The sequence below is a fragment of the Streptomyces sp. NPDC002911 genome (assembly GCF_053591835.1).
Genome location: NZ_JBSFUO010000020.1, coordinates 73,419 through 93,224, shown reverse-complemented (window position 1 = coordinate 93,224; position 19,806 = coordinate 73,419). Strand labels below are relative to the sequence as shown.

General features: G+C 70.8%; 16 protein-coding genes and 2 pseudogenes. 8 read left to right on the top strand and 10 right to left on the bottom strand.

From position 1 onward, the window contains the following. Positions 1–254: 254 nt before the first annotated feature. On the top strand, positions 255–887 hold the full coding sequence (locus tag ACWD04_RS25435) for a TetR/AcrR family transcriptional regulator (protein WP_451135621.1): 633 nt from the start codon (positions 255–257) through the stop codon (positions 885–887). Positions 888–1,238: 351 nt separating this feature from the next. Here the strand turns inward: ACWD04_RS25435 and ACWD04_RS25430 are convergent, their stop codons facing one another. Beyond that, on the bottom strand, positions 1,239–2,111 hold the full coding sequence (locus ACWD04_RS25430) for an oxygenase MpaB family protein (protein ID WP_451135619.1): 873 nt from the start codon (positions 2,109–2,111) through the stop codon (positions 1,239–1,241). Between the two features lie 628 nt (positions 2,112–2,739). Between ACWD04_RS25430 and ACWD04_RS25425 the strand changes: the two genes are divergently transcribed. Beyond that, positions 2,740–3,606 carry an oxygenase MpaB family protein gene (locus ACWD04_RS25425; protein ID WP_451135617.1) on the top strand — a complete coding sequence of 289 codons (867 nt, stop codon included), beginning with the start codon at positions 2,740–2,742 and terminating at the stop codon, positions 3,604–3,606. A 59-nt stretch (positions 3,607–3,665) separates the two neighbouring features. Here the strand turns inward: ACWD04_RS25425 and ACWD04_RS25420 are convergent, their stop codons facing one another. Next, positions 3,666–4,715, bottom strand: a complete 1,050-nt coding sequence (locus ACWD04_RS25420) for a LacI family DNA-binding transcriptional regulator (RefSeq protein WP_451135615.1) — start codon at positions 4,713–4,715, stop codon at positions 3,666–3,668. Between the two features lie 240 nt (positions 4,716–4,955). Here ACWD04_RS25420 and ACWD04_RS25415 point away from each other — a divergent pair, with 240 nt between their 5' ends. Beyond that, entirely contained in the window at positions 4,956–6,695 is a 1,740-nt protein-coding gene (locus ACWD04_RS25415; RefSeq protein WP_451135613.1) for a BCCT family transporter, read from the top strand. Between the two features lie 68 nt (positions 6,696–6,763). On the opposite strand, the pseudogene ACWD04_RS25410 reads toward ACWD04_RS25415, so the two are convergent. Further along, positions 6,764–7,064, bottom strand: a pseudogene (locus ACWD04_RS25410) (amino acid oxidase); the annotation flags it as partial. A gap of 219 nt (positions 7,065–7,283) precedes the next feature. On the opposite strand from ACWD04_RS25410, the gene ACWD04_RS25405 reads away from it, so the two are divergent. After that, positions 7,284–8,924 (top strand): ABC-F family ATP-binding cassette domain-containing protein, encoded by a 1,641-nt coding sequence (locus ACWD04_RS25405; protein WP_451135611.1) that lies wholly within the window; start codon positions 7,284–7,286, stop codon positions 8,922–8,924. A gap of 153 nt (positions 8,925–9,077) precedes the next feature. Here the strand turns inward: ACWD04_RS25405 and ACWD04_RS25400 are convergent, their stop codons facing one another. The 3 genes from ACWD04_RS25400 to ACWD04_RS25390 all read right to left on the bottom strand — a co-directional run bounded on the left by ACWD04_RS25400 (position 9,078) and on the right by ACWD04_RS25390 (position 12,762). Then, positions 9,078–11,540, bottom strand: coding sequence for a Tex family protein (locus tag ACWD04_RS25400; protein WP_451135609.1), 2,463 nt, complete (start codon positions 11,538–11,540; stop codon positions 9,078–9,080). A 159-nt stretch (positions 11,541–11,699) separates the two neighbouring features. Further along, the gene (locus ACWD04_RS25395; protein WP_274383015.1) at positions 11,700–11,831 is read right to left on the bottom strand and encodes an LPFR motif small protein; all 132 of its coding nucleotides are present in this window, start codon (positions 11,829–11,831) and stop codon (positions 11,700–11,702) included. Positions 11,832–11,898: 67 nt separating this feature from the next. Further along, on the bottom strand, positions 11,899–12,762 hold the full coding sequence (locus tag ACWD04_RS25390) for an SCO6745 family protein (RefSeq protein WP_451135606.1): 864 nt from the start codon (positions 12,760–12,762) through the stop codon (positions 11,899–11,901). Between the two features lie 133 nt (positions 12,763–12,895). Here ACWD04_RS25390 and ACWD04_RS25385 point away from each other — a divergent pair, with 133 nt between their 5' ends. Then, complete coding sequence (locus ACWD04_RS25385; RefSeq protein WP_451135604.1) at positions 12,896–13,858, top strand: GlxA family transcriptional regulator; 963 nt, start codon at positions 12,896–12,898, stop codon at positions 13,856–13,858. A 23-nt stretch (positions 13,859–13,881) separates the two neighbouring features. Next, a complete protein-coding gene (locus tag ACWD04_RS25380; RefSeq protein WP_451135602.1) occupies positions 13,882–14,517 on the top strand; it encodes a DJ-1/PfpI family protein in 636 nt (211 codons plus the stop codon). Here ACWD04_RS25380 and ACWD04_RS25375 read toward each other — a convergent pair. Further along, positions 14,507–15,304, bottom strand: a complete 798-nt coding sequence (locus ACWD04_RS25375; RefSeq protein WP_451135600.1) for an enoyl-CoA hydratase/isomerase family protein — start codon at positions 15,302–15,304, stop codon at positions 14,507–14,509. The genes ACWD04_RS25380 and ACWD04_RS25375 overlap by 11 nt on opposite strands. 106 nt (positions 15,305–15,410) lie before the next feature. Here ACWD04_RS25375 and ACWD04_RS25370 point away from each other — a divergent pair. Both ACWD04_RS25370 and ACWD04_RS25365 read left to right on the top strand, forming a co-directional pair. Next, positions 15,411–15,899: pseudogene (locus tag ACWD04_RS25370) on the top strand (HdeD family acid-resistance protein). A 148-nt stretch (positions 15,900–16,047) separates the two neighbouring features. Beyond that, positions 16,048–16,503 carry an ATP-binding protein gene (locus ACWD04_RS25365; RefSeq protein ID WP_451135598.1) on the top strand — a complete coding sequence of 152 codons (456 nt, stop codon included), beginning with the start codon at positions 16,048–16,050 and terminating at the stop codon, positions 16,501–16,503. Positions 16,504–16,524: 21 nt separating this feature from the next. On the opposite strand, the gene idi is transcribed toward ACWD04_RS25365, so the two are convergent. From idi to ACWD04_RS25350, 3 genes are all read right to left on the bottom strand, one after another. Then, on the bottom strand, positions 16,525–17,118 hold the full coding sequence (gene idi, locus ACWD04_RS25360) for an isopentenyl-diphosphate Delta-isomerase (RefSeq protein WP_451135596.1): 594 nt from the start codon (positions 17,116–17,118) through the stop codon (positions 16,525–16,527). A 148-nt stretch (positions 17,119–17,266) separates the two neighbouring features. After that, the gene (locus ACWD04_RS25355; RefSeq protein WP_451135594.1) at positions 17,267–18,520 is read right to left on the bottom strand and encodes a GNAT family N-acetyltransferase; all 1,254 of its coding nucleotides are present in this window, start codon (positions 18,518–18,520) and stop codon (positions 17,267–17,269) included. A 216-nt stretch (positions 18,521–18,736) separates the two neighbouring features. Then, entirely contained in the window at positions 18,737–19,678 is a 942-nt protein-coding gene (locus ACWD04_RS25350) for a cation diffusion facilitator family transporter (RefSeq protein ID WP_451135592.1), read from the bottom strand. Positions 19,679–19,806 lie beyond the last annotated feature (128 nt).

The window sequence follows — 19,806 nt, the reverse complement described above, 5'->3', positions numbered from 1 at the left end:
TGCGCACTCGAACGTGGCATGCATCCGTCATCCCGTCGCCCGAGCCCCCGTAAGACTCCGCCGGGCACGCACAGGGCCGGCCGAAGTCCGCCGGGAGGTGGTGAATGCCCGCTGCTCGGAGGGAGCGACCGCTTGGAGGGCGCGGGCGGCGGACATGGCTGGCCTCCGGACGGGGGAGTTACAAAGGGATGAATTAAGTCTCACTGTTGCGTTGTCGATATGGTTGAGTGATTGCGAAACGACGGGGAGGGTCCATGGCGGCACCGGGTGACAAAGAGACACTGTTGGCCAGGGCGCTCGTCGAGACGCCGCCGTCCGACGCGCTGACCGAACAGATCCTGGACGCGGCACGCGAGCAGTTCATGACTTTCGGGCTGCGCCGCTCGACGGTGGACGACGTGGCCAAGCGTGCCAAGGTCTCGCGGGTCACCGTGTACCGGCGGATCGGCAACAAGGACAGCTTGGTCTCCGCCTGCCTGCTGCGGGAATACCGCAGATTCGTGGTGGACGTGGACGAGGCTGTGGCCGCACTGCCCACCATGGAGGACCGGCTCGTCGCCGGCTTCGTCGCCGTCCTCAAGCACATCCGGGAACACCCGCTGGTGGGCGGACTGCTGCGGCTGGAGCCGGAGATCATGCTCCCCTTCCTCACGCTGGAGAGCGGCCCCGCCTTTCTCGCGATGCGCGAATATCTGGCCGGCCGGCTCCGCCACGCCCAGCGCGCCGAAGGGCGGCCGGAGACGGACCCGACACCGGTCGCCGAACTGATGGTGCGGATCACCGTCTCCTTCCTCCTCAACCCGTTGAGCTGCTTCGAGCTGGACGACGACGAGCAGGTGCGCGCCTTCGCCCGCCGCTATCTGGTGCCACTGCTCAACGCCGCGTGACCGCCCTCAGCACCGGGCGTGCGCTTCCTGCCCGGCTGGACCGTTCGGACGGCCATCTCCCGGGGCGTCGCGAACGACGTCAGGTCCGCCCCCGGTGCGAACCGCCGTACGGTGACCGAGCGCGGCGCCGCAGAGGCCCGCAGTCCTGCGACAGCAGGCCGGAGGACACTCGACGCCTGCCCGGCACCCGGCGGGCGCGAAGGGCAAGGTGGTGCTTTCGCCCCAGCCGTGCGGCGCGCCGTCCGCGCGCCCCGAGCGCGGCCCGGACCCGGCCGGCGCTTCCGGCCCGTGGCACCGCGGCGCGGATGTCCTCGATGCCGTGCGCCGTACGATCCGTTCCGGTCGTCATGGCTACTCCAGGGGCAGAGGTTCCAGCGGACGGTTCTGCGCCCAGTGCGGACCGAGGTCATCGAGCTGGTATCCGAAGGGGTAGCTGCGCGGCCGGGGGCGGGAGGGCAGCCACCGGGGCCGGGCGGGCAGCAGCCGTACGCCGCGCGACCGGGCGCGCACCAGGCGCACGGCCGCCGCCCGGACCCACCGTGGCTGGGCCGGGAAGCCCAGCGCCCGCAGCAGTGGCTCGTCCAGCAGAGCGAGCGAGAAACTGGCCACCAGGGGCCGCAGCGGGGCCGGGTACCAGGCGGCCATGACCCTGAAGGTGGCGTTGGCGACCCGGCGGTTCGCCGGGTCGTAGGCGAACATCCGGTCTTCGTAGGAGTCGAGCAGCTTCTCGAATCCCTCGTAGGTGTCGGGGACGCCTTCGATGCCCATCATGGAGGCCATCCGCCGCCCCGCCTCCGCCAGCGCCCCCGCCTCCTGAGCGCACAGGGGGCGCCATCCGAACCGGTCGATCCAGCGTTTGGGGCCGACGACCGTGGTGGCCAGCACATAGAGGTAGTCCTCGTTCGGGATGCGGTACTTGCCGTGTATCCGGTTGAGATGGCGGGCCGCGGCCCGGGCGCGTTCCGAGTCGAAGCCGTCGGCCGCCATCTCGTATCCGAACAGGACGGTGTCGTCATAGCGTTTCTGACCGTTGCGCTCGAACTCCTGGGTTCGATCGAGAAGTACGGAGATCCTCGGCACGCCGTAGTCGCGCAGGAAGGCGACACTGATGCCCTGCCGGTAGTCCCACGGGAACTCGTACTGGGACATCAACCGGAGTATCTCCGCGCAGTCCCGAGCCGGATCCATCCGGCGAATCTCGCGCAGTCTGCTGTAGCGGCCCATGGTGTGCAACCTCCTCTGTCTCTGTGAATACGGCCGTTCACGTGCGTGGCCGGCGGTGAGGCCGGTGTGGCGGACGTCCACTCACCGCGGCATAGGGAACGTGACGGCCCCTCCTGCACTGCGAGTCAAAGTTACAAATACTATTGACGTGTTTCACGAGGTGCGTCAACACTGCTGACACAGATTCGAAGAAGGGGCCCCATGGACAGGAACTCCGGCCTCCGTGCCGCCCGTGGCAGCGGCTGGGGCGTGTTGTTTGTGGGCGGCGCAGTCGGCCAGGACGCCCGGGGCCGTCGGGCTGAGCTCCAGCCTTTCGCTGACCGTCTCGTCGCCGTAGGCGGAAGGAGGTACCGATCCGTCGGCTCCCCGAAGCCCTCTGCCCGGAGCCAAGGCCGCGCACTACCCTCCGGTCACTGTCAGCACCCGACCGCAGTGCTGCGCGAGCGCCTCGGCCTGGACCGGGCCCTCACGAGGAACGCGCCCCGCGCCGCTTCGCCCGGCTGGTACGGGTGCTCGTGAAGCTGCTCCCGTCGCCCCTGCGGGTCGGGGGCGCGCTCGTGATCGCATACTGGAACACACACGGGCCCGGCACCGATCCGGCCGCCCGCCGACCCTTGGGAGCACCCGCATGACCAGCGCAGGAGAGCCCGCACCGCCCCCGCCGGGCGGCGTCCTGTGGAGCCTTACCGGCGACATCCGCGGACTGCTGATGCTGCCCGCCGCGCTGACCCTCCAGGTCGCCCATCCCGCCGTCGGCGCCGGAGTCGACGACCACTCGGTTTTCCGTACGGACCCCTGGGGGCGCGGCGAGCGCTCCCTGAGCTCGCTCCAGCTCTGGGTGTACGGAGGGGAGGCCGCCGTGGAGGAGGGACGCAGGCTCAGGAAGCTGCACCGCACGATCCAGGGGACCGACACCCGGGGCCGCCGCTACCACGCGCTCACACCCGCGAACTACGCGTGGGTGCACGCCACCGGGTTCCCCGTCTACCAGCACGCGTCGCGCTATCTGGTGCGGCCGCTCACCGAGGCGCAGGAACGCGCCCTGTACCGCGAGTGGCTCCAGGTCGGCCGGATCCTGGGCATCCACGACCGGGACATGCCGCAGACGATAGAGGAGTTCTGGCCGTACTACCGCAAGATGCTGGCCGACGAGGTGGAGGCCACCGCCGTCGTACGGGAACTGGTGGACACGGACATTCCCGTACCGCCGCCCGACCGGGGGCCGCTCGTTCTGCGGCTGCTCCTGAAGGCGCTGTGGCCCGTGCTGTTCCCGCCGCTGGCGCGGTTCCGGAGTTTCATCACCGTCGGGCTGATGCCGCCGGACGCCCGCGAGGCCATCGGGCTCGACTGGACCCCCGAGCAGGAACGGCGTCTACGGCGCTTCGGCGCCGTGGTCCGGCGGATCGTGCCGCTGCTCCCGGAGCGGCTGCGCTACCTGCCGCTCGCCAGGTCGGCACGAGCGGAGTGGCGGGCCGGTCGAAGGCGGCCGGGCTGATCCTCTGCGGGCCCGTGGCTCGCAGGCCAGGTGGCGGGCCCGCCCGGCCGGCAGGGGGATCAGGCCGAGGCACGGCGGACCAGTTCGGTCGGAGTGATCACGGACTCGGGCCAGGCCCCCCTGTCGCTGTTCAGCCGTTCCATCAGCAGCCGTACCATCAGCCGTCCCATTCCCTCGACATCCTGACGGACCGTCGTGAGCGGCGGTACGGCGGCCTCCGCCACCGACACCATGTCGTCGAACCCGACCACGGCCACGTCCTCCGGCACCCGGACGCCCCGCTCCCGCAGCACCCTCAGGGCACCCGACGCCATCAGGTCGTTGGACACGAAGACGGCGTCGAGACCGGGGTGGGCGTCCAGCAGATCCGCCATGGCCCGGGCCCCGCCCTCCGCGGTGAAGTCGCCGTCCGCGACGAGTTCCCCTCCTGCGTCCGGCAGCACGTCGTGATACCCGTCGATCCGGTCGAGTGCCGACGTCTGGTCGCGGGGCCCGGCGATGTGCGCGATGCGCCGTCGGCCGAGCGAGACCAAATGGCGTACGGCCTCGCGGGCCCCGCCCCGGTTGTCGCAGTCGACGTAGGGCACCTGCGGTGCGTCCCCGCCGGCCGCCGGGTGATCCGGGCGGCCCCCGTAGACCGTGGGGACCCGGAACCGCCGGAGGATCGCGGGCAGTTCGTCGTCCGTGTGCAGCGAGAAGGCCAGCACACCGTCCACATGCCCCCCTGCCAGATAGCGGGTGACCCGGTCGAAGTCCCCGCTGCCCTCCACCAGGAGCAGGACCAGCTGCGCGTCGTAGGCGTTGAGCTCGCGGCTGATCCCGCGGATCTGGCGGGAGAAGAACGGGTCGGAGAAGATCCGGAACTCGGGCTCGTCGATGATCACGGCCACCGCGCCGTTGCGCCGCGTGACCAGCGTCCGCGCCGCGTGGTTCGGGATGTAGCCGAGCTCGTCGACCGCCCTGCGTACCTGGTCCACGAGGGGCTGCCGCACCCCCGCACCGCCGTTGACGACACGGGACGCCGTCGCCCTTGACACACCGGCACGGGCGGCCACGGCCTCCAGGGTGGGCCGGGTGTCACATGTCGGATCGGAGTTCGGGTCGGGCAAGAGTCGCTCCTCGTACACGCGCGTCCCGGCTGGGAGCGGCTGGAACTGGCGGGTTCGGCACGAACGCCGTCAGCCTAACCGCCTGGTCCAGGCAGTCGGACGGATGATCGCACCACGATCACGCGACATATCGGCTCGCAAACGGTCAAGCCGGAACGGCTTGTTGATCCGCCGAGATGTACACCGCGTGTGGTACTGCCTACGAAGAGCGAATTTCGCACTGCGTGAAAGGTGCCACTTGTGTCACACGACGAGCAGGATCCGGGCGGGCGGGGAGACTATCTCCCGGTCACGGCCGATCTACCCGCCGAGCCGCATCACGGCCGGCGCCCAACGACCGACCGGGTGGTCTTCGGCGTCACGGCGGTGCTCACCGTCGCCTTCGTGGTCTGGGGTTCCACGGCCACCGACTCGTTGGAGGACTTCTCCAGCAAGCTGCTCAACGGGCTCATCCACAACGGTGGCTGGGCCTTCATGCTGGCGGCCTCCGGTTTCGTGGTCTTCGCCCTCTGGCTCGCGATCAGCCGTTACGGGAAGATTTCGCTCGGACAGGAGGGTGAAGAACCCGAGTTCCGTACGGTCTCCTGGGTCGCGATGATGTTCAGCGCCGGCATGGGAATCGGCCTGATGTTCTACGGCGTCAGTGAGCCGCTCGCCCACTTCGTCAATCCACCGCCCGGCACCCATCCCACGTCCGCCGCCGAGGCGCTGCAGGCGGCCATGGCCACCACCCTGTTCCACTGGACCCTGCACCCCTGGGCGATCTACGCCGTCGTCGGGCTCGCCATCGCGTACAGCGCCTACCGCCGGCACAGAAGGCAGACGATCAGCTCGGTCTTCGTCCCGCTCATCGGTGAGGAGCGTGCCCACGGACCCCTCGGCCGCGTCATCGACATCCTCGCCATCTTCGCGACCCTGTTCGGATCCGCTGCCTCGCTGGGGCTCGGCGCGCTCCAGATCGGCAGCGGTTTCCAGGAGCTCGACTGGATGGAGAAGACCGGCACCGGGCTCCTGGTCGCGATCATCGCCGTGCTGACGGTCGCCTTTGTCGCCTCCGCCGTGTCCGGAGTCGAGAAGGGCATCCAGTGGCTGTCCAACATCAATATGGTGCTGGCCCTGATCCTGGTGATCTTCGTCTTCATCGCGGGGCCCACCATCATCGTGCTGGATCTGCTGCCCACCTCCGTCGCCGCGTACTTCGGTGACCTCGCCCAGCTCGCCGGGCGCACCGAGGCCACCGGAAAGGGGAGAGTGGCCGAGTGGCTCGCCAGCTGGACGGTCTTCTACTGGGCGTGGTGGATCTCGTGGACGCCCTTCGTCGGCATGTTCATCGCCAGGATCAGCCGGGGCCGGACGATCCGTCAGTTCGTCGGCGGCGTGATCCTGGTGCCCAGCACTGTCAGTCTGGTCTGGTTCGCCGTCTTCGGCGGGTCGGCTATCCGGCTGGAAGAGGCGGGACAGCTCGCAGGCGTAGGCGACACCCCGGAGGCACAGCTCTTCGGCGTACTCCAGCAGTTCCCGGTCGCGACCCTCATGAGCATCCTGGTGATGGTCCTGGTCGGCATCTTCTTCGTCTCGGGCGCCGACGCCGCGTCAATCGTGATGGGCACGCTCTCCCAGAAGGGCGTCCTCGAACCCGCGAAGTGGGTCGTGATCTTCTGGGGCGTCGTCACCGGCGCCGTGGCGGCGGTGATGCTGCTCATCGGCAACGGCCAGGGCGACGCGCTGGCAGGTCTGCAGAATCTGACCATCCTGGTGGCCGCACCCTTCACCATCGTCATGATCGGCATGTGCGTCTCCCTCATGAGGGACCTGCGGCACGACCCGATGATCGTTCGCAGGGAGTTCGGCGTGGAGGCCGTCGAAACCGCGGTCATCCAGGGACACGCCAGGTACGACGGGGATTTCGAGATCCGGATCGGTCCCGGTCCGGCGGAGGTCACCAGCGACGACCGGCACAAGGAGAACCCGCAGGGCTGATCCGGTGCCCCGGTCCGGCTCCCTCCTGTTCCTCCGCGCAGGCCTCGTCCCGGTCAGGTCGCCGCGGCTCAGCCCACCAGCTGGGCCGTGGCCCGTGAGCAGCCCCGGGCCACCGCCAGTCGGACGCCGCCGTGCCCGTAGTCGCCCCCTCGGCAGTCCGCCGCCCGGCAACTCCTGCGCCTCGACGCGCACCCCCGGCCGTCCCGGGCCGGCCGCAGCCGTACCCGGTGGCCGATGACGCGCCCCCGCCGTCCCAGGCCGTATACGCGCACACCGCGCGACGATGTCCTCGGCCGTTCGCGGGCCGGGCTCGGTACGCGGTTCGTCCACCTCCGCCACCCCGCCCACCACCAGCCCGTGGCCGGGGCGCCGGACCGGACCCGCACCCGCCGGCCGCGCTCAGCCGGCAGCAGCGCCGTGGTCTGCCCGCTGACCCCGCCACCCACCACGATCACGTCCGCCGTCGCGCTCCCCCCTGCTGCTGTCGCCGTATCGTCTCGAGCCCGCCGGGAAGCGGAACGGGCCATGGCCCCACCCATGGTCCGGCGGAGAGACGGCCGCCGGAGGTTCGTTAGGATCGGGACCCTGATGACTGCCACTCTCGTCGCCAAGGAACTCGCCGCCGGGCACGGTGACCGAACCCTCTTCGCCGGACTCGACCTCGTCGTCGCGCCCGGCGACGTGATCGGTCTCGTCGGAGCCAACGGCGCCGGTAAATCCTCGCTGCTCCGGCTGCTCGCCGGGCTCGACCGGCCGGAGGAGGGCGAGCTCCGGCTCTCCCCGCCCACCGCCACCGTCGGACACCTCCCGCAGGAGCCCGAGCGCCGGGCGGGGGAGTCCGTACGGGAGTTCCTCGCCCGCCGCACCGGGGTCGCCGAGGCCCAGGCCGCGATGGACTCCGCGACCCAGGCACTGGTCGACGGGGCGCCCGGCGCCGATGACGCGTACTCCGACACCCTGGAGCGCTGGCTCGCCCTCGGTGGCGCCGACCTGGACGAGCGGGCGGAGGAGGTGGCCGCCGACCTCGGCCTCACCGTCGGCCTCGACCTGCCGATGACCGCGCTCTCCGGCGGCCAGGCGGCCCGCGCCGGCCTGGCCTCGCTCCTGCTCTCGCGTTACGACGTCTTCCTGCTCGACGAACCCACCAACGACCTGGACCTCGACGGTCTGGAGCGCCTGGAGCGCTTCGTGTCGGGCCTGCGGGCCGGCACCGTCGTCGTCAGCCACGACCGAGAATTCCTGATGCGCACCGTCACCAAGGTCCTGGAACTCGATCTCGTCCAGCAGGAGATCAATCTGTACGGCGGCGGCTACGCCTCCTACCTGGAGGAGCGTGAGCGCGCCCGCGCACACGCCCGCGAGGAGTTCGAGGAGTACGCCGACAAGCGCTCCTCACTCGAGGGACGCGCCCAGATGCAGCGGGGCTGGATGGAAAAGGGTGTCAAGAACGCCCGCCGCAAGGCCACCGACAACGACAAGATCGGTCGCAAGTTCCGCAGCGAGGCCAGCGAGAAGCAGGCCGCGAAGGCCAAGCAGACCCAGCGCATGATCGAGCGCCTCGACGTCGTCGAGGAACCCCGCAAGGAGTGGGAGCTGCGGATGGAGATCGCCTCCGCACCGCGCTCCGGATCGGTCGTCGCCACCCTCCGCGACGCCGCCGTCGTCCGCGGGGGCTTCTCCTTCGGCCCGGCCACCCTGCAGATCGACTGGGCAGACCGGGTCGCCGTCACCGGCCCCAACGGGGCAGGCAAGTCCACGCTGCTCGCCGCCCTGCTCGGCAGGCTTCCGCTCGACGCGGGCCACGCCACGCTCGGCGCGGGCGTCGTGGTGGGCGAAGTCGACCAGGCCCGCAAACTGTTCCACGGCACGGAGAGCCTGCTGGACGCCTTCTGCGCGGCCGTCCCCGACACCGAGCCGGCCGAGGTGCGCACTCTGCTCGCCAAATTCGGCCTGCGAGCGGCCCATGTCCTGCGCCCCGCGACCACGCTCTCACCCGGCGAACGCACTCGGGCCGGCCTCGCTCTTCTCCAGGGCAGGGGCGTCAATCTGCTCGTCCTGGACGAGCCGACGAACCACCTGGATCTGCTGGCGATCGAACAGCTGGAGTCGGCACTGGAGGCGTACACAGGGACGCTGCTGCTGGTCACGCACGACCGGCGGATGCTGGAGGGGGTCCGGACGACCCGCCGCGTCGAGGTGTCGGACGGCAAGGTCACCGAGTCCGGCTGACCGCGAGGGGCCCGTCCCTCCCCGAGGGAGGGACGGGCCCGGCCGGACGGTCCGAGCCACAGCCGACGTACCTGATGTCGGACGAGGAGTGGACGCAGTCGGTGCCGTCGGCACCCGAGCCGCCCCGCCCCGCCCGTCCGCCGCGGTCTCGGATCAGCGCTTGCGGCCGCCCGAATCGGAACCGCTCAGCCCGGCCCGCCGCAACGCGTCCGCCATCGCGCTGTTGGCCGGCGCGGCCGCCGGAAGCGGGGCACCGCCCTGGCCACCGCCCCCGCGCCGGTCACGGCCCTGGCCGCCGGCCTGACGGACCCCCTGGCCGGCGGCTTGCCCCTGGCGCTGTCCCTGGCCCTGGCGCTGGCGGGGCGGACGTTCTCCGCCGCCGCCCTGCCCCTGCCCGGACTTCTCGCGCCGGCGCCCCTGCCCGCCGCCCTGGGCCGCCCCGGCCTCGTCGTCCAGCCGCAGCGTCAGCGAGACGCGTTTGCGCGGGATGTCGACGTCCATGACCTTCACCTTCACGATGTCGCCGGGCTTCACCACATCCCTCGGGTCCTTGACGAACGTCCGCGACATCGACGACACATGGACGAGGCCGTCCTGGTGGACTCCGACGTCCACGAACGCGCCGAACGCCGCCACGTTCGTGACGACCCCCTCCAGCACCATCCCGGGGGCCAGGTCGCCGAGCTTCTCGACGCCTTCCTTGAACGTGGCCGTCCGGAAGGCCGGACGCGGGTCCCGGCCCGGCTTCTCCAGCTCCTTCAGGATGTCCGTCACCGTCGGCAGACCGAACTTCTCGTTCACGAATTCGTCGGGCCGCAGCGACCGCAGGACGTCCGAGTTGCCGACCAGCGAGGCGACATCGCCGCCCGTCCGCTTCACCATCGTCCGCACCACGGGGTAGGCCTCCGGGTGAACACTCGACGCGTCCAGGGGGTCGTCGCCACCCCGGATCCGGAGGAAGCCCGCGCACTGTTCGAACGCCTTCGGGCCCAGCCGAGCCACATCCTTGAGCGCGCGGCGGGAGCGGAACGGGCCGTTCGCGTCCCGGTGGGCCACGATGTTCTCGGCCAGCCCGGATCCGATTCCGGACACCCGCGAGAGCAGCGGCGCCGACGCGGTGTTGACGTCGACCCCGACGCCGTTCACGCAGTCCTCGACCACCGCGTCCAAGGAGCGCGACAGCTTCACCTCGGACAGATCGTGCTGGTACTGGCCGACGCCGATCGACTTCGGGTCGATCTTCACCAGTTCGGCCAGCGGGTCCTGCAGCCGGCGCGCGATCGATACCGCGCCGCGCAACGACACGTCCATGTCCGGGAGCTCGTGCGAGGCGAAGGCCGACGCCGAGTACACGGAGGCGCCGGCCTCCGAGACCATCACCTTGGTCAGCTTCAGCTCAGGGTGCTTGTCACACAGTTCACCTGCGAGCCTGTCGGTCTCGCGGGACGCCGTGCCGTTGCCGATCGCGATCAGATCGACGTGGTGCTCCTTGGCGAGACGCTCCAGCGTGGCGAGTGACTGGTCCCACTTGTTCGCCGGCACGTGCGGGTGGATGACATCCGTCGCGACGACCTTTCCCGTCGCGTCCACGACGGCGACTTTCACGCCCGTACGGAAACCGGGGTCGAGACCCAGAGTCGCCCGGGTGCCGGCCGGCGCGGCGAGCAGCAGATCGCGCAGGTTCGAGGCGAAGACGCGTACGGCCTCGTCCTCCGCCGCCGTGCGCAACCGGAGCCGCAGGTCGATCCCGAGGTGCACCAGGATTCGGGTACGCCATGCCCAGCGCACCGTGTCACCGAGCCATTTGTCCCCGGGCCGGCCGCGGTCCGCCACGCCGAAACGGCGGGCGATCATGTTCTCGTACGACGAAGGGCCCGGCTGCTCCGACGGTTCCTCCGGCTCCAGGACGAGGTCGAGCACGTCCTCCTTCTCACCCCGGAGCATCGCGAGGATCCGGTGCGAGGGCAGTGCGGTGAAGGGCTCGGCGAAGTCGAAGTAGTCGGCGAACTTCGCGCCCGCCTCCTCCTTGCCTTCCCGTACCTTCGCGACGGCCCTGCCGCGAGACCACATGCGTTCGCGCAGTTCGCCGGTCAGATCGGCGTCCTCCGAGAAGCGCTCGGTCAGGATCGCCCGGGCGCCGTCCAGCGCCGCCGCCGGGTCCGCCACACCCTTCTCGGTGTCGACGAAAGCCGCGGCCGCCGTGAGCGGGTCCATGGACGGGTCGCCGAGCAGCCCGAGGGCCAGGGGCTCCAGGCCCGCTTCGCGCGCCGTCTGCGCCTTCGTCCGGCGCTTCGGCTTGAAGGGAAGGTAGATGTCCTCCAGCCGCGCCTTGGTGTCGGCCGCCCGGATCTGCCCCTCCAGGGCGGCGTCGAGTTTGCCCTGTTCACGTACGGACTCGAGGACCGCCGTGCGGCGGTCCTCGAGTTCCCGCAGATACCGCAGCCTCTCCTCGAGCGTGCGCAGCTGCGCATCGTCGAGCATCTCGGTCGCTTCCTTGCGGTAGCGCGCGATGAACGGCACGGTCGACCCGCCGTCGAGCAAGTCGACGGCCGCCTTCACCTGACGCTCGCGTACGCCGAGCTCCTCGGCGATCCTGCCTTCGATGGACGTCGTCACGGTTTTCCCGACTCGCCTTCTCGTACTGGCTGTGCTGGCTGTGCCACTGGGGTGGTCCACACTCGGGTGGGCCCCTTCGCCTGCATTGTGCCGGGTGACCGGGGGCCGTGTCGCGTGACCTGGTCGATCACGGCCCCGACGTCCTGTCGGACGGGGCGGTCAGGCGCGCCGGGTCCTGCCGCTGCGCGATGCGCCACCGAAAAGGCCGGCCAGGAGCCGGAAGGGCAGAGTCACCACAGTGGCAACGGCTGATCCGACGGTACTCAGAGCGTTTGCGATCGCACGGAACACGGTGTGCCTCCTTCGTAGGGTGTGCCTACCGCCTGGCCGGTTCCGCCCCTCGTAAACGTGTGCGGGCTCAGCCCTTGCCGACCAGATCATCCGGGAACGCCCCGGCGGAGGCCGCCGCGAACAGGAATCCGCGGCCGAGTTCGGTGAGCCGGTCCACACGTGCGGCGCCCAGGTGCTCGTACGGTGCGGCGTCCATGCGGTCCGTCGCCTCCTCCAGCTCCGCCCTGAGTGCGGTGCCCGCGTCGGTCAGCTCGCCTTCCGCGTCCAGCACACCCCGGACACGCAGACGCTCCACCGCCGCGTCCCAGTCCGCGCGTCGCCAGCCGCGGGTGGCGAGGATCCAGTGCGGCGCCATGCCCTTGCCGGTGGCGGTATGGCTGACCAGAGCCTCTAGCGGGTCGAGACCGGCCGTGAGCAGCGCGGCCAGGTGCCCGTCCCCGCGGTGCTCGCGCAGCAGCGTCGCCGCGTGCCAGTAAGCCAGATGCGGCTGGTCCGGCACCTCCAGGTCCGCGTGCGCGGCGTACAGCGGGCGGGCGTGGCGGGTGCAGGCCTCGGCGGCACGCAGGGCCAGCCCGGCCGCCTCCGCCATCTCCGGGGAGGCGAGGACCTCCTCGCCGAGCACCCGCCGGAGCGTCGAGTCGGCGGCCCGCAGGCGGGCGCCGAGAGCCCCCTGGGGGGTGATGTCCGACCAGACGGCGGGCAGATGGCGGGCCACGAGCTCGTGGTTGAAGTTGTAGAAGGCCGCGGTGACCGTGCCCGCCCCGGCCGCGCCGAGAGCCGCACCGCGCGCGGCGAAGTAGACCCGGCTCGCGTCGTCGATGCCGAGCTCCCCGAACTCCTTGCCGAGGTCGGGGGAGAAGTAGACACAGGAGTGCAGCGGATTGAGCGCGTTGTGACAGCGGCGTCCGGCACGCGGGGGAAGAGTACTCATGCCTGCACGTTACCGACTGGTTGGTACGTGGGGTAGTCCAGGGGCAGGACCGACGGACCGTGGGGCCCGCATGGCAGGAAAGGTGGGGATCTCGTCATTGCGGTCATCGGGCCGTCCGCCCAGGATGGCGGGCATGAAGCAGCGATCAGTACTCGTCGTCCTCTTCGACGGCGTTCAGAGCCTCGACGTGAGCGGCCCGATGGAGGTCTTCGCCGGTGCCTCCCGCTCTCCCGGGGTCTCCTACGACCTGCGCACCGCCTCACTCGACGGAGCGCCGGTCCGCTGCTCCAGCGGCCTCACACTCGTCCCCGACTGCACCCTCGCGGACGCTCCGGGGCCCGATTTGCTCCTCGTGCCGGGAGGCGCCGGCACGAGGACGCCTGACCCGGAGCTGGTCGGCTGGCTCCGCACGCACGCCCCGCGGGCCCGGAACCTGGTGTCGGTGTGTACCGGCGCCCTTCTCCTTGCCGAGGCCGGCCAGCTCGACGGCCACCGGGTGACCACCCACTGGTCCGTGTGCGAGACGCTCGCCCGGATGTATCCGGCGGTACGCGTGGACCCCGACCCGATCTTCGTACGCGACGGACGCCTGGCGACGTCGGCCGGCGTCACCGCCGGAATCGACCTCGCGCTCGCCCTGGTCGAGGAGGAACACGGGCGGGACGTGGCGCTCACCGTCGCCCGCAATCTCGTCGTATTCCTGCGGCGCCCCGGCAACCAGGCCCAGTTCAGCGCCCATCTCGCCGCGCAGACCGCCGTCCGCGAGCCCCTCCGTGAGGTCCAGCACTGGATTACCGGGCATCCGGACGCCGACCTCTCGGTGGTGGCGCTCGCGGCCCGCGCCAGGCTCTCGCCCCGCCACTTCGCCCGCGCCTTCCAGGCCGAGACCGGCCTGACCCCCGGCCGGTACGTCGAGCGCGTACGCCTCGAACAGGCTCGCCGGCTACTGGAGGACACGGCCGACGGCGTCACCGGCATCTCTCGTGCCAGCGGCTACGGCACACCGGAAGCGATGCGCCGTGCCTTCGTCAAGGCCCTCGGGACGGCGCCCGCGGAATACCGGCGCCGCTTTCGCTCCCAGCCCGTCACCTCATGACACCACCCGCGGAAGGACCATCCATGCAGATTGCCATCGTGCTCTTCGACCGCTTCACCGCGCTCGACGCCGTAGGCCCGTACGAGATGCTCAGCAGGGCCCCCGGTGCCGAGACCGTCTTCGTCTCCGAGCGGCCCGGGGCCGTGCGCAACGACAGCGGAAGCCTCTCGCTCGTCGCCGACCGTACGCTCGCCGAGGTGCCCGCCCCGGACGTGGTGATCGTCCCCGGAGGCCCCGGGCAGAGCGACCAGATGGAGAACGAGGCGCTGCTCGGCTGGCTGCGGAGGGCGGATGCCGGCAGCACCTGGACGACCTCGGTATGTACCGGCTCCCTGCTGCTCGGAGCCGCCGGACTGCTCACCGGCCGGCGTGCCACCTCGCACTGGCTCGCCCTCGACGTCCTGAAGACCTTCGGGGCCGAGCCGACGGGCGAGCGGGTGGTCGTCGACGGCAAGTACGTCACCGCCGCCGGGGTCTCCTCCGGCATCGACATGGGCCTCACCCTGCTCGGCACGATCGCGGGTGACGAACACGCCCAGGCCGTCCAGCTGCTGACCGAGTACGACCCCCAGCCGCCCTACGACGCGGGGTCACCGGAGAAGGCCCCGGCGGCCATGGTCGAGGAGTGGCGGGCCAAGAGCCGGTTCATCACGACGTAGACGCTGTTCCTTCCGACCCCGTCGTACAGCTGAAGCGGGGAGCGCGGCGCTCCAGGAAGGCGGCGACCCCCTCGGCGGTGTCGCCGCTGCCGCGTGCCTGCTGAGACCAGTGCGCGTCCCGGTCCTCGCGGCCGTCGGCGAACTCCTTCGCCGCGGCCTGGGTCAGCTGCGAACGCGACGCCAGGACCCGCGCGAACGCTCGTACCCGGTCCTCCAGCCCGCCCTCCGGCAGGACCTCGTCCACCAGACCGGTGCGCAGTGCCCGTTCCGTCCCGATCAGCTCACCGGAGAACAGCAGGAACTTCGCGGCGGCCGGACCCACGAGCGCGACCAGCCGGCGCGTCGACGACGAGGGATAGACGATCCCGAGCTTGGCCGGGGTGACACCGAAGGAAGCGCCCTTCTCGGCGAAGCGCAGATCGCAGGCGGCTGCGAGCTGGCTGCCGCCTCCCACGCAGTAGCCGCGCACGGCGGCGAGCGTCGGCCGGGGGAACGCCGCCAGGGCCTCTTCGGCCCGGACGGCGAGAGCCTGCGGCCGCCCGCCAGGGTCCCGGAGCGAGGTGATGTCCGCACCGGCACAGAAGGTGTCCCCGGCGCCGGTGAGCACGAGAACGCGTACGCCGGGGCGGGCCTCCAGCCTCTTCAGCAGTACCGGCAGCGCCTGCCACATGTCCGCGGTCATGGCGTTGCGCTTGGCGGGGTTGCTGATGACAACCGTGGCGACGCCGTCCACAACCGTGTGCTCCAGCCGCGGCTCCGTCCGTGCCGCCTGCTCCCCTAGGTCCATGCGCAGGATGCTATCCGTACGGCTCGAACCTATGAGCAAGAAGGGTCGAAGCAGGCACGCACCGTGAGGAGCGTCGAAGGCAGGACCCACGACCGCGGGCAAGAAGCTGAACCGGAGCTTCGGCGGGCTCGCCCTGCTCGGCATCCTGCTGGTCGTCGCGGGGCTCGTCGGGGGACTCGTCGGCCTCATTGACGCGGTCCAGGCCCGCGGCACCGCCTACTTCTGGCTGGGCGTGGTGGTCGCCGCGCTGAACATCGCCGTGGGGGTCGTCGTCATCCGGCACCCGGAGGGCACGGCCGAGGCGCTGACCATGTTCGCCGCGCTGCTCTTCCTCACCGGAGGCGTGTTCCGGCTGGTCGGCAGCGTCGTCGTACGCGGCCCCAGTTCGGCTGGACGCTGCTGCAGGGAGTCTTCGGGCTGTTGCTGGGGCTGCTGGTTCTCTTCGACCGGCCGCACAGCAGCCTCTATGTGCTCGGCTGCTTCCTTTCGCTGGCCCTGCTGTTCGACGGGCTCGGGCTGATCGCGATCGGGGTGGGCGGGCGACGGGTCGTCAGTGGTGACGGACCAGATGGCGCCCGAAGAAGGCGAGAAGTAGTCCGATCACCTGACGCTGTCATACTCACCCGGTCAAATTGCCCCTGGAAGTGACCACTTGTAGTCAGCGCTGCGGCCCCGACCACACTCTTCCCGACACTCATTACTCGATGGTCAGCGACACGCGAATCGAGAGCGGGTGCCGGTCTATGGAGAGCCGTGGGAGAGTTCCGGCCCATCCCGTGTCGTACGAAGGGGTGTGGCGCTTCACCGCCCCCGCCGTCGACGTCTCGGTGCCGCAGGCCCGGCACGCCGTACGGGACCTGCTCGAGCGGCAGGGCGTACCCGTCGAGGACGACATCCTCGAGGCGCTGCTGCTGATCGTGTCGGAGCTGGTCACCAACGTGGTCCGGCACGCGGCGCTGCTCTCGCCCGAACTGGCGGTCGAGGTGGCCATCGGGGCGGAGTGGATCAGAGTCTCGGTGGAGGACAACCACCCCTACCGCCCGACGGCGCTGGTCACCGACTACGCGCAGACCGGCGGCCGGGGACTGCTCCTGGTGCGTGAGATCACCACCGAGGCGGGCGGTAGCTACGACGTCGAGCACACCGCCGGCGGCGGTAAAATCATCTGGGCGGCCCTGCCCCTGAAGGCGCAACTCTGACCGCCCCCTGTCCGGTGCGTTTCACCAGCCGGCGGACGGCCCCGTCAGCTCCCTGATCGCGGGCCGCGCGGCGTCCAGCACGGTCATGAACCACGCCGAGAACGGTGCGGCGGCATGCTGCTCCGCGAGTTCGCCGGAGGTCACGAAGGCCGTCTCGCCGACCTCCTCCTCGTCCGGTCGCAGGGGCTCCTGCACCATTCCGACGAACAGGTGGTTGAACTCCTGCTCCACCAGGCCCGACATGGGGTCGGGGTGGTTGTATCGGACCGTGCCTGCCGCGGCGAGCAGCGAGGGCGAGACCCCCAGCTCCTCGTACGTACGCCGGGCGGCCGCCGCGAACGGTGCCTCTCCCGGGTACGGGTGGCCGCAGCAGGTGTTCGACCACACGCCGGGGGAGTGGTACTTGCCGAGCGCACGACGCTGCAGCAGCAGCCGCCCCTGCTCGTCGAAGAGGAAGACGGAGAACGCCCGGTGCAGCTGGCCCGGGGCCTGATGCGCGGCAAGCTTCTCCGCGGTGCCGATGGTGGTGCCGTTCTCGTCGACCAGTTCGAGCATGATCGCGTCTGCTGTGCCGTTCGACGAGCTGTGCGCCGCGGTGGCTGGTGTGGTCGGCATACCCATCCTTCGCTTTGGTTCCCGGCCTCGTGCGCCGGACCCCTCGAGTGCGGTCAAGTCTGCCGTACAAAAGCCGCTTGTCCGCACTGCGGGTGCTGGCATGTCCGTCCCGCCCCGTCCCGGAGGACGGGGCGGGACGGACACCGTGTCAGCCCCCGAAGGCCGCCGGGTAGTGGATCGCGCCCCTCGGCACCGGCACGGAATCGTCGAGGACCAGTGCCATCATCGCCTCGTCGGGAACATCGAAGCCCGGCCTGATCCCGAACCGCGACGCCGGCACGAAACCGAAGGCCGGGTAGTACTCCGGGTGCCCGAGCACCAGGACGAGTGACTCCCCGCGCAGCCGTGCGGCGTCCAGCACCGCCCGGACGACCGCACGCCCGGCGCCCCCGCGCTGGTGAGCCGGCGCGGTCGCCACCGGGGCGAGTGCGAGTGCCGGGGCGTCCCCGACCCGGCACCGGGTCAGCAGGGCGTGGGCCGCGACGGAACCGTCAGGGGCCTCGGCCACGTACGAAAGTCCGGGCAGCCATGCCCCGGGGTCGGTGCGCAGGGTGTCGACCAGATCGGCCTCGTCCCGGGCCGGGAAGGCGGCCGCGACGACCCCGTGCACCGCGTCGCGGTCGGCGGCCGTCTCGGGGCGGGCCCGCCAGCGGGGATCGCGGGGGCGCAGCACATAGCCGGCGTAGCCGTAGTCCGCGCCGTGGAGGCGACGCACCTCGAGCTCCTCACGGGTGGCCGCGAGCGCCTCCGGCATTCCGGGAGCCGACGGATCCGCCGCGGCGGCCCGTGCGGCCAGCGGTACGTAGTACTCGTCCCAGTCGCTGTCGGGCTGCACCAGCACCCCGAGCACATTGCAGCCCGACTGCACCGCCGCGGCGGTGTTCGCCGCGACGGGGCGCAGCGAGGCATGCCGGTCCCAGAAGGCGCGTGCCCCTGCCGACGGGGAGCCGGTGGTCCAGACGCACTCGGTGATCACCATCGACCCGCCGGGGACGAGCAGCCGCTGCCAGTCCCGCAGCGCGATGTCGAACCCGATGAGGTACGCGGAACCCTCGGCCCAGACCAGGTCGTAGGACCCGTCGGCGAAGTCGGGGCCGGAGAGGTCGGCCATGTCCGCCCTGACGGTACGGATCCGGTCACCCAGCCCACGGGCCTCGGCAGCCCGGGTGAGCTCGTCGAGGAACGGCTGGTGCAGATCGACCGCTGTCACCTCGGCGCCCGCCTCGGCGGCGAGCAGCAGGGCTGCCCTGCCCGGGCCGCAGCCCAGGTCCAGGACGCGCGGGCGGTCCGGCTGCGGGCCGGCCATGGCGAGCAGCTGCCGCGTGGTGGCATCGGAACCGGGACTCTGCCGGGGCAACCGGTGGTGCAGTTCGAAGAAAGCGGTGTACGTGTGGTCGGTCAAGACGGGAACCCTTGGATGAGAGGGCCCCGGCCGACGCCGCGTGCGGAGTGCCGAGCGGTCAGCCGGTGACCCGGGAGATGAGGAAGGACCGATTGCCGCGCATGGCAGCCGACATCGTGGCAGTCATCAACCTCAGCTCCTTCCCTCTTCACGGGGCTCCGGGCTCGGAGACACGACGCACATCCTAGCACGGGGCCCCGGTGGCGCTCCTGCGGCTCAGTGGCAGAGCCGCGCCTCGTGCTCCGCGTGCCCGCTGGGCTCCAGCTGGAAGGTGCAGTGCTCGACGGCGAAGTGATGGCCGAGGCAGCCCTGCAGATCGTGCAGGATTTTCTCGTGTCCGATCGAGTCGAGCATCTCCTGGTGCACCACCACGTGGGCGGACAGAACGGGCATGCCCGAGGTGATCGTCCATGCATGCAGGTCATGGACGTCCAGCACTCCGGGCAGAGCCGTGATGTGGGCGCGCACCTCGTCCATGTCGACGCCCTTGGGTGCCGACTCCAGCAGCACGTCGAGCGTCTCCCGCAGGAGTTTCACCGTACGGGGGACGATCATCAGGCCGATCAGCAACGAGGCGATGGGGTCAGCGGCCTGCCAGCCGGTGGCCATGATGATGCCCGCCGCCACGAGCACCGTCACCGAACCGAGAGTGTCCGCGACGACCTCGAGGTAGGCCCCCCGCACATTGAGGCTGTCCCGCTGTCCGCGCATCAGCAGGGACAGGGAGACCACGTTGGCGACCAGGCCGACGGCCGCGAACGCGATGGCCAGGCCTCCCCTGGTCTCCGCCGGGGTGATGAAGCGGTCGACGGCCTCGAAGACCAGGTAGCCGCCGACGCCCAGGAGCAGCAGGCAGTTGGCCAGCGCGGCGAGGATCTCGGCGCGCGCATAACCGAAGGTGCGGTTGGGACCCGCGGGCCTGTTGGCGAAGTGGATGGCCAGTAGGGCCATGCCCAGCCCCAGTGCGTCGGTCGCCATATGGGCCGCGTCCGCGAGCAGGGCGAGCGAGTCGGCGAGGAGCCCGCCGACGATCTCCATGACCATGACGCAGAGCGTGATACCCAGCGCGACCCGGAGCCGGCCGCGGTACGCGGCGGCGGCCGTGCCCGTCGGTGGCGGCCCTCCGTGCGTGTGCCCGTGATCGTGGCCAGCCCCCATACGAACGCCTCCGTACACCCGTCGTGTCCCTCGGACAGCTCGGGCGCACCTCGCCCGATGCGGCCAGTGAACTACGGGGGAGGGGTACGGGGCAACACGGCACTGAACACCGTTGTCATATGCTCTGA